This is a genomic window from Roseburia sp. 1XD42-69 (genome assembly GCF_003612565.1).
In the GTDB taxonomy this organism is placed as follows: domain Bacteria; phylum Bacillota; class Clostridia; order Lachnospirales; family Lachnospiraceae; genus Roseburia_B.
The window spans coordinates 25755-32744 of sequence record NZ_RAZG01000045.1; the positions used below are offsets into that span (position 1 = coordinate 25755).

Below are 6990 nucleotides of genomic sequence, written 5' to 3' on the forward strand. Positions count from 1 at the left end.
CTTACTTGTCAACTTTATTATTGATATACAACTTATAGCAGATTCCAAAACTTTTTTAAAGCATTTATCTGCCAGAACTTCTTATATTGAATCACACCCGGAATATCTTTATCTGGTTCTCCAGTTCTTTCGCCGAAGTTGTAAGATTTTCCGACTCTTTTGCCACTGTCTCGCTGTTCTGCATCAGGCTGTCCGCCTGGGCCACCAGATTGTCCGAGGAGGCCAGTATCGACCGGGAACTGTCCGCCTGTTCCTCAGAAATATCTGCAACATTCCTGGCAACATTTTCCACCTGGTTTATTTTCTGTATCATCTTTTCCACCAGTTCCGAAACGTCTGCTATGTTATCAAAAATGGAATCATAAGTCTTCACCGCATTGCCGATCAGCACGCTGCTGTTGTTAATATTGTCCACACTATCCTTCGCCTGGCTGATGACGCTCTCAATCAAAGACTTGATTTCCATGATAAGCTCATCGATATGCCGCACGGACTCCATGCTGGTCTGGGCCAGTTTACTGGTCTCCGACGCCACCACCGCAAACCCTTTCCCGGCCTCCCCTGCCCGGGCCGCCTCGATGGATGCGTTTAAGGACAACAGATTCGTCTCATCTGCAATCTCACCGATTGTCCTTGTAATATCTGTAATTTCCTGGGACGCCTGGCCCACTTCATCTATGGCGGACTGGAGCTGCCTTACGGAATCGTTGATGCTGTGCATGGCTGCGTCAACGTCCTGCATCACGGCCTTCCCTTTTTGGGAGATGTTTACGGTCTCCTCCATTTTACCGCTCACTCCGTCCCCATCCGCCTTGGTTTCCTCCACAAGGGCAGCCAGGGTTGTAGCGCTCTGGGCAATCACGTTTACAGAACGGGAAAGCTGGTTTACCGTAGAATTCATATCTTTCATAGACTGGTTCTGCTGTTTCGATGCGGAAAACATCTGCACGGATACGTCCTTGCTGCTGTCCGCCTGGTTATGCAGCATATGGGAAACATGGTCAATGGAAACAATCACCCCCCGCATGGCTTCAATAAAAACATTGACGCACCGGCTCATAATTCCAATTTCGTCATTGCTTCCCTCGTCGCTTTGGATGGTAAAATCCCCTTCCGTCATTGTGGTAATCAAATCTGTCAATTTCTTCACCGGCATAATAACAATATGGACAATCCGTTCCATTAACAGGGTTAAAACCAGCACGGATACGATTCCAAAAAGTATCATAATATTTCTTGTGTGGCGCAGATCCTTATAAACGGTTTTTGCCGGGACATAGGACACCAAAAGCCAGTTTGTCCCCTCCACCGGCTCAAAGACACAAATGTTCCCGTTCATTTCCACCAGGTCATACTGGTAACTGGCGATTTTCTCCGCCACATTTTTCATAAATTCATCCGAAGAATCCCCCAGTTTTGCGGAAATCAGCGCCGTATCCCTGGAAGCCAATACCCTGCCCTCCTCTGCGTCCACTAAAAGTGACTGGGCATCCTCCATTTTTACAAAACTACTCACAAAGATGCTGATTCGTTCCAGGGACAAATCTCCCGACAGTACCCATACATCTTCCGTATTTTTATTCAGCATGCCGCAGACGCTGATGACCTGTTTTCCCTCGTCATTTATGTAAGCATCTGTAAATCCCATATTTACCCTAGTCTGCCCTTCCAAAAACCACTCACTCCGGGTCACCTGGCTGTCCTGGGCATTCTCCTTTTCCTCCCCAGGAGCAAAGGGGGCATTGCTGCTGACAGAGACATTGCTGATTGTCACCCCTTCTTTTGATCCGGCGGCCCCCAGGTTAAATTCCAGCCGGCCGTTGGCGTCATCCTCTTCCCCCATGGTAAATTCATAGGTAAATGTCTGCTTTTGGGTGGTAAGCAAAACTTCCGTATCTTCCAGATACCGTTTATAATCCTGATCCGGCGCAGTTACACTGACCTTCATATTTCTCTCCCCATCTGCACAGGCATCAAAAGAAACCCGGTATCCTGTATTCTTCTGCAAAAATAGCTCCGGCTGCACCAACTGTACGCTGTAGTCTTCGCCTCCCTCATTTACCGTAAAAATCTTTATCTCCTTATCTTCGATTTGGGCGGAAGCCTCCCCCCCAAGTGCGGTGAGAAACGTCCATCCCTTTTTATCTGACAAGTCCTCACGGACGGAAAAATCTCCGTTTTCCAAAAAATTCCCTGCCGCATCGGGTTCCCGGAACCCTATTGCCTTCCCCTCTTCGGATTTGTAGATTTTTCCCTTTGTACTGGCCAGTTGAAACCCTTCCGGGAAATTACTGTCAAAATTGTAGTAGGCATAGAGAAAATCCTGCGTCTCCTTTTCCCCAAAATCCATTTCCTCCAGCCCCTGTTTTACCGCATTGACAGAATTCAGGTTCTTATCCAGCCATCCTTCAATTTCAGACGCCTGGCTTTCCACAGAAGAATTTAAAAGGCTGTGGGCATTTTGTTTCAGCACACGTTCCGAAACAAAATAAGATAAGCCGATTAAAACAACAATGATAACCAGAACCACAGGCAGTATAATGCCCAGAAGTTTTATTTTTATGGGAAAAAACTTTTTTCTCTCTTTCATTTGTTCCCTCCGTTTTCTCTCTTATGGCTGACTGAAACTGCCCTGCGCCATGGGATTTTGCATTACTTTTGATACTGGGCTGCGTTGTCTGCATCCACTTTTTCAAAGGGAACCAGAATATATTTCCCGTCCTCTGAAATGCCCTCTATTGTGTCCGCAGACTGGCCTTTTGCCAGGCATCCCGCCGCCTCCACCGCCGCAGATATCTGGGCCGAAACAGGCTGGTAAACGGTAAAATCCATTTTCCCCTCTAAGATGGCCTGGCATCCGGCCTCAGAAGCATCCACCCCCAGAAACAAAACGGAGTCCGTACTGACCCCTGCATCTTCAAAGGCCGCAAGCCCTCCCAGGGCCATGTCGTCATTGTTTGCGGCAACACAGTCAACAGGGTTTCCCGTCCTTAAAAAAATCCCCATCAGCTCCCTGGCGGTGTCACTGCTCCAGTCTGCATAATCTTCAAAGACATAATTTATTTTTTTCCCGCTGGCCTTTAAGGTCTGCTTTAAACCCTTTGTCCTGCCCTCCGCCCCGGATGCCCCCTTGGGCCCTTTCAAAACCGCCACGTTAATCTCGTCTCTGCCTGAAAATTTTTCCAATATGTATTCCGCCTGATACTGCCCCGCCATAAATTCATCGGAGGCCACATAAATATAACGATCCTTTTCCAACTGCCCCTCCTCCGGCGCATTGTTGATAAACACAATGGGAAGTTCTCCCGAAACTGCTTGTACGGCGGTGGCAGTTTCCGGGGAGACAAGACCGCACAAAAACACATTGTACCCGTCTTCCACAGCCCCCTTTAACTGGGAAATCTGGGTTTCCAGGGACTTTTCCGCATATCCCACTTCAAATTCCCACCCGTTGATATCGGCCTGCTCTTTCAGCTGATTTGCCCATCCCTCATAGTAATCCCCGCTTTCGATTGCGGCGTAATATATCTTCACACTGCCCTCTTCTGCCTCTGTTTCCCCACAGCCGGAAAACAGGACAGTCACAGCCATTACAATACATAAAATCCGTGCTATTTTCTTCATCCCTTGCACCTGCCTGCTCTTTTTTTCTATTCTGACATATCTGGCTTTTCCCATATATCAGATTTGTTGACAAAATATCACATATTTGATGTGATGTTGTACCATGCTATGAAACTTCATAGTTCACACCCAAAACGGAGCAGTTCGCACCTTTGCAGTCAGTAATAAAGTGCAAGTGACGATATAATAAAAGAGAAACTCTGAACTTTATATTTCTTAGGTCAGGAAAGGAAGTCGTGATATTATGAGGCTTGCAGTTTGTGATGATGACCGGGCAATCCGGGAAGAACTTATCCGGCTGATACAAAGGCAAGTGCCGGAAGCAGATATTGCAGAGTATCCATCGGGAGAAGAATTGATACATGCAAAAGGAAACTTTGACATTTATTTTCTTGATATTGAAATGGGCAAAGTATCCGGCATGGATATCGCAAGACGTATCAGAGAACAGGAAGAAAGGGGCAGGCAAAGGAGCATTCTTATTTTTGTGACGGGGTATCGTGAATACATGGAAGCGGCGTTTGACGTAAATGCGTTCCATTATCTGATAAAGCCTATTGACCCAGAAAAGTTTTCAGAAGTATTCCGCCGGGCATGGAAAGAAGCGTCTGTTTTCTGTGAACAGACCAAAAAATATATCATGGTAAAAAGTTCTGGAACCCAGCAGAAACTGTTGCTGAGAAATATTTACTATATAGAGAGTGGCAATAAGAAAGTCATTTTCCATACAACGAAAGGGATACTGGAAGTTTACGGAAAAATGGAGGAATTGGAAAACGGATTAGGGAACACTTTTTACCGCTGCCATAGGTGCTATCTTGTAAACATGGAGAAAATCTCTGCGTACAGTGGGGATAACATAAAAGTCATAAACGGGGATACTCTGCTTCTTGCAAGGAAGAAATATTCTGATTTCATCAAAACTTATATGCGGTATGTAAAAAATGGAGGGATTGTCAATGTCTGAAATGCTGCTGCTCTCAGTTTCTGTTTATTTGATTAACGGTATATTAAGTGGTGTTTATGTACGGAGTTTTTTGAAAGAGAAATATGGGAAAGGGCTGATTTTGGCAGTATGGAGTGCAGCCTGTTTTCTTATCCAGATTGCAGTATTTGAAGTGCTGGACAGCAGATTTCCAGTGGGGGAAGCCGCTGGGATACTCTTAAATATCTGTATCCTGTTGTTTTTGCAGTTACTTTTCTTTGAAAAAGATACGCAGAAACAATTTTTTATTGTCTTTAGCTTCATGGCAGGAAAAGAAACCGTGAAATATATCGTCAGCGTATTCAGTTTTATATTCCATGGGCTGTGCCATAACCTCCTGGACTATTTTATTACAAAAGGAATGATACATACGTTAGAAAAATCCAATATATGGATAAAATTTTTTTCTTTCCTTGTTATAATTTTATGTGCGCTGCTTTATACTCTGCTGTTATCTGTATTTCTGCGTTTCATAAGTAAAAAGTTTGTAAAAAAAGATTATCTGCTGCAGACACATGAGAATATTTTTCTGATTTTACCCTGTATTGCTGCATTATGTATTTCAGTGACAATAAAGATGATGATGATATCCGTTGAAAATGGAATGACCGTAATTATTTATGATACTGTGCCTGCAACAAAATTCTGGATACCTGTTATCTGCGTCCTGCTGCTTTCCGCTATTGCCGCAAGCGTCATATTGTTTCAGAAACTGCTACAGTACAATGAGGAAACCGGGAAACGTGTCATACTGGAAAATCAAGTGCGGCAAATGCAGAAAGAGATTGCAGAAATACAGGGCATCTATAGGGATATGAGAGGGCTTCGGCATGATATGAGAAGCCATTTAGCCAATATTTCTCTGCTTGTTAAAAATGCGGCGGGTTCTGCAAATGCAGAATTGGAAAGCTATATCGGAAAAATGGAAGAAACGGTGAGCAAATTAGATTTTGCCTATCAAACGGGCAGCCCCATCACGGATATTATTCTCCACCAGAAAGGACAGGAAGCAGCGAAAAAACAGATACAGTTCCAGGTTGATTTTTCCTATCCCTCAAACCTTAGGATAGACATTTATGATATTGCAGTTATTTTGAATAATGCTCTGGAAAATGCCATAGAAGCGTGCCGTAAGACAGAGGGCAATAAACAGGTAAAGCTGCATTCTTATGTGAAAGGCAGCCTGTTTTTTATCGAAGTTGAAAATGATTTTGCAGAGAATATTATCATAGAGAAAGAAAGCGGGCTGCCTGTCAGCAGCAAGGGAAACGGGAAACTACACGGAATTGGAATATCCAATATCCAAAGATGTGCAAAAAAGTATATGGGCGATATTGATATTGAAATTTCTGATACAGAGGGCAGGAAAAAATTCTGTCTTACAGTAATGATGAATGGAAAGCCTGTGACTGCAACCTGATAATGCACTAAAAATTTCACGCCCAAAACGGAGCAGTTCACGCCAAATTTGTAATCCTTAAGATAAAAAAATACGATACGTAAAGCAGAAACATTAAGTCAGTAAAATTTTCAGGAGGACAAAATTATGGCAATAACAGGAATTGGAAACAGCTATAACAGTGGTATCTATGAAAGCGCCTGGGCTGCAAAAGGCAATGAAACGGGTAAGGCTTGCGCAGAAAAGCAGACAGGGAGAACAGCAAAGGACGAATTGTCCTATCTTACCCAAAAGTACGAATGTTTGAAAAGCACCGATTATTCCGTAAATATAAACGGTTCCCTTTTAGCGAAAGCTGGAAGTGATGAAAAAACATCCCAATGGCTGGAATATAATTTGTCTTTGATTCCGAAAGTAGTTGATAATATAAAATCAGCGGCGGCCGCACACGGCGCAAAAGTGCTGAGCTGCAGTATCACTATGAATGGATATGACAGTATGACCACAGCAGTATGTGTGAAAGACGAAGTGGATCCGGGAACAGAAAAAGCAAGGAAAGAATTGGAAGAAAAAATTAAGGAGCAGCGAGAAGAAAAGAAAGCGCAGGAAGAAAAAGCGGCGAAAAGGCTGGCAGAGAAAAAGTCAGAGGAGAAAACGGCGGCTGAACGGCGGGCTGCGAAAAAAGACGCCAATGAAGCAGAAAAAGAAACGGGAGAATATACGATAAATGTTACGGGCAGGGATATAAAAGCTGTCACAGAGAAAGTGATATCCGCATCCTTGGGTACGTCTGCGCCCACAGGGGCAGGTTTTGATATCAAAGCGTAAGGGAAGAATATGCTTTTCGGGTTTGTCAAGTAAAGTGTGTAAATTAATGGGTTTGTCAAGTAAAGTGTGTAAATTAATTTGATTTTTTTCGGCGGTCTTAATTGACCGCCGTATTTATTGTATGAAACTCAGTCAAATGGCAGTTCCTCACCAT

General features: G+C 43.9%; 5 protein-coding genes. 3 read left to right on the plus strand and 2 right to left on the minus strand.

Annotation, left to right across the window (positions count from 1 at the left end):
- Positions 1 to 91: 91 nt before the first annotated feature.
- Together D7Y06_RS17170 and D7Y06_RS17175 are read right to left on the minus strand one after the other, a co-directional pair.
- Positions 92 to 2590, minus strand: a complete 2499-nt coding sequence (locus tag D7Y06_RS17170) for a methyl-accepting chemotaxis protein (protein ID WP_120408967.1) — start codon at positions 2588 to 2590, stop codon at positions 92 to 94.
- A gap of 62 nt (positions 2591 to 2652) precedes the next feature.
- Complete coding sequence (locus D7Y06_RS17175) at positions 2653 to 3624, minus strand: sugar ABC transporter substrate-binding protein (protein ID WP_120408972.1); 972 nt, start codon at positions 3622 to 3624, stop codon at positions 2653 to 2655.
- 244 nt (positions 3625 to 3868) lie between these two features.
- Here D7Y06_RS17175 and D7Y06_RS17180 point away from each other — a divergent pair, with 244 nt between their 5' ends.
- The 3 genes from D7Y06_RS17180 (at position 3869) to D7Y06_RS17190 (ending at position 6836) form a co-directional block, all read left to right on the plus strand.
- Positions 3869 to 4591, plus strand: a complete 723-nt coding sequence (locus tag D7Y06_RS17180) for a LytR/AlgR family response regulator transcription factor (protein WP_120408968.1) — start codon at positions 3869 to 3871, stop codon at positions 4589 to 4591.
- Entirely contained in the window at positions 4584 to 6029 is a 1446-nt protein-coding gene (locus tag D7Y06_RS17185; protein ID WP_120408969.1) for a sensor histidine kinase, read from the plus strand. Before D7Y06_RS17180 ends, D7Y06_RS17185 begins: the two co-directional genes overlap by 8 nt.
- 126 nt (positions 6030 to 6155) lie before the next feature.
- Complete coding sequence (locus D7Y06_RS17190; protein ID WP_120408970.1) at positions 6156 to 6836, plus strand: DUF6033 family protein; 681 nt, start codon at positions 6156 to 6158, stop codon at positions 6834 to 6836.
- The last annotated feature ends 154 nt before the right edge of the window (positions 6837 to 6990 follow it).

Coding starts and splice junctions, on each gene's coding strand:
- D7Y06_RS17170 (WP_120408967.1), bottom strand. CDS start 2,590: ATGAAAGAGAGAAAAAAGTTTTTTCCCATAAAAATAAAACTTCTGGGC.
- D7Y06_RS17175 (WP_120408972.1), bottom strand. CDS start 3,624: ATGAAGAAAATAGCACGGATTTTATGTATTGTAATGGCTGTGACTGTC.
- D7Y06_RS17180 (WP_120408968.1), top strand. CDS start 3,869: ATGAGGCTTGCAGTTTGTGATGATGACCGGGCAATCCGGGAAGAACTT.
- D7Y06_RS17185 (WP_120408969.1), top strand. CDS start 4,584: ATGTCTGAAATGCTGCTGCTCTCAGTTTCTGTTTATTTGATTAACGGT.
- D7Y06_RS17190 (WP_120408970.1), top strand. CDS start 6,156: ATGGCAATAACAGGAATTGGAAACAGCTATAACAGTGGTATCTATGAA.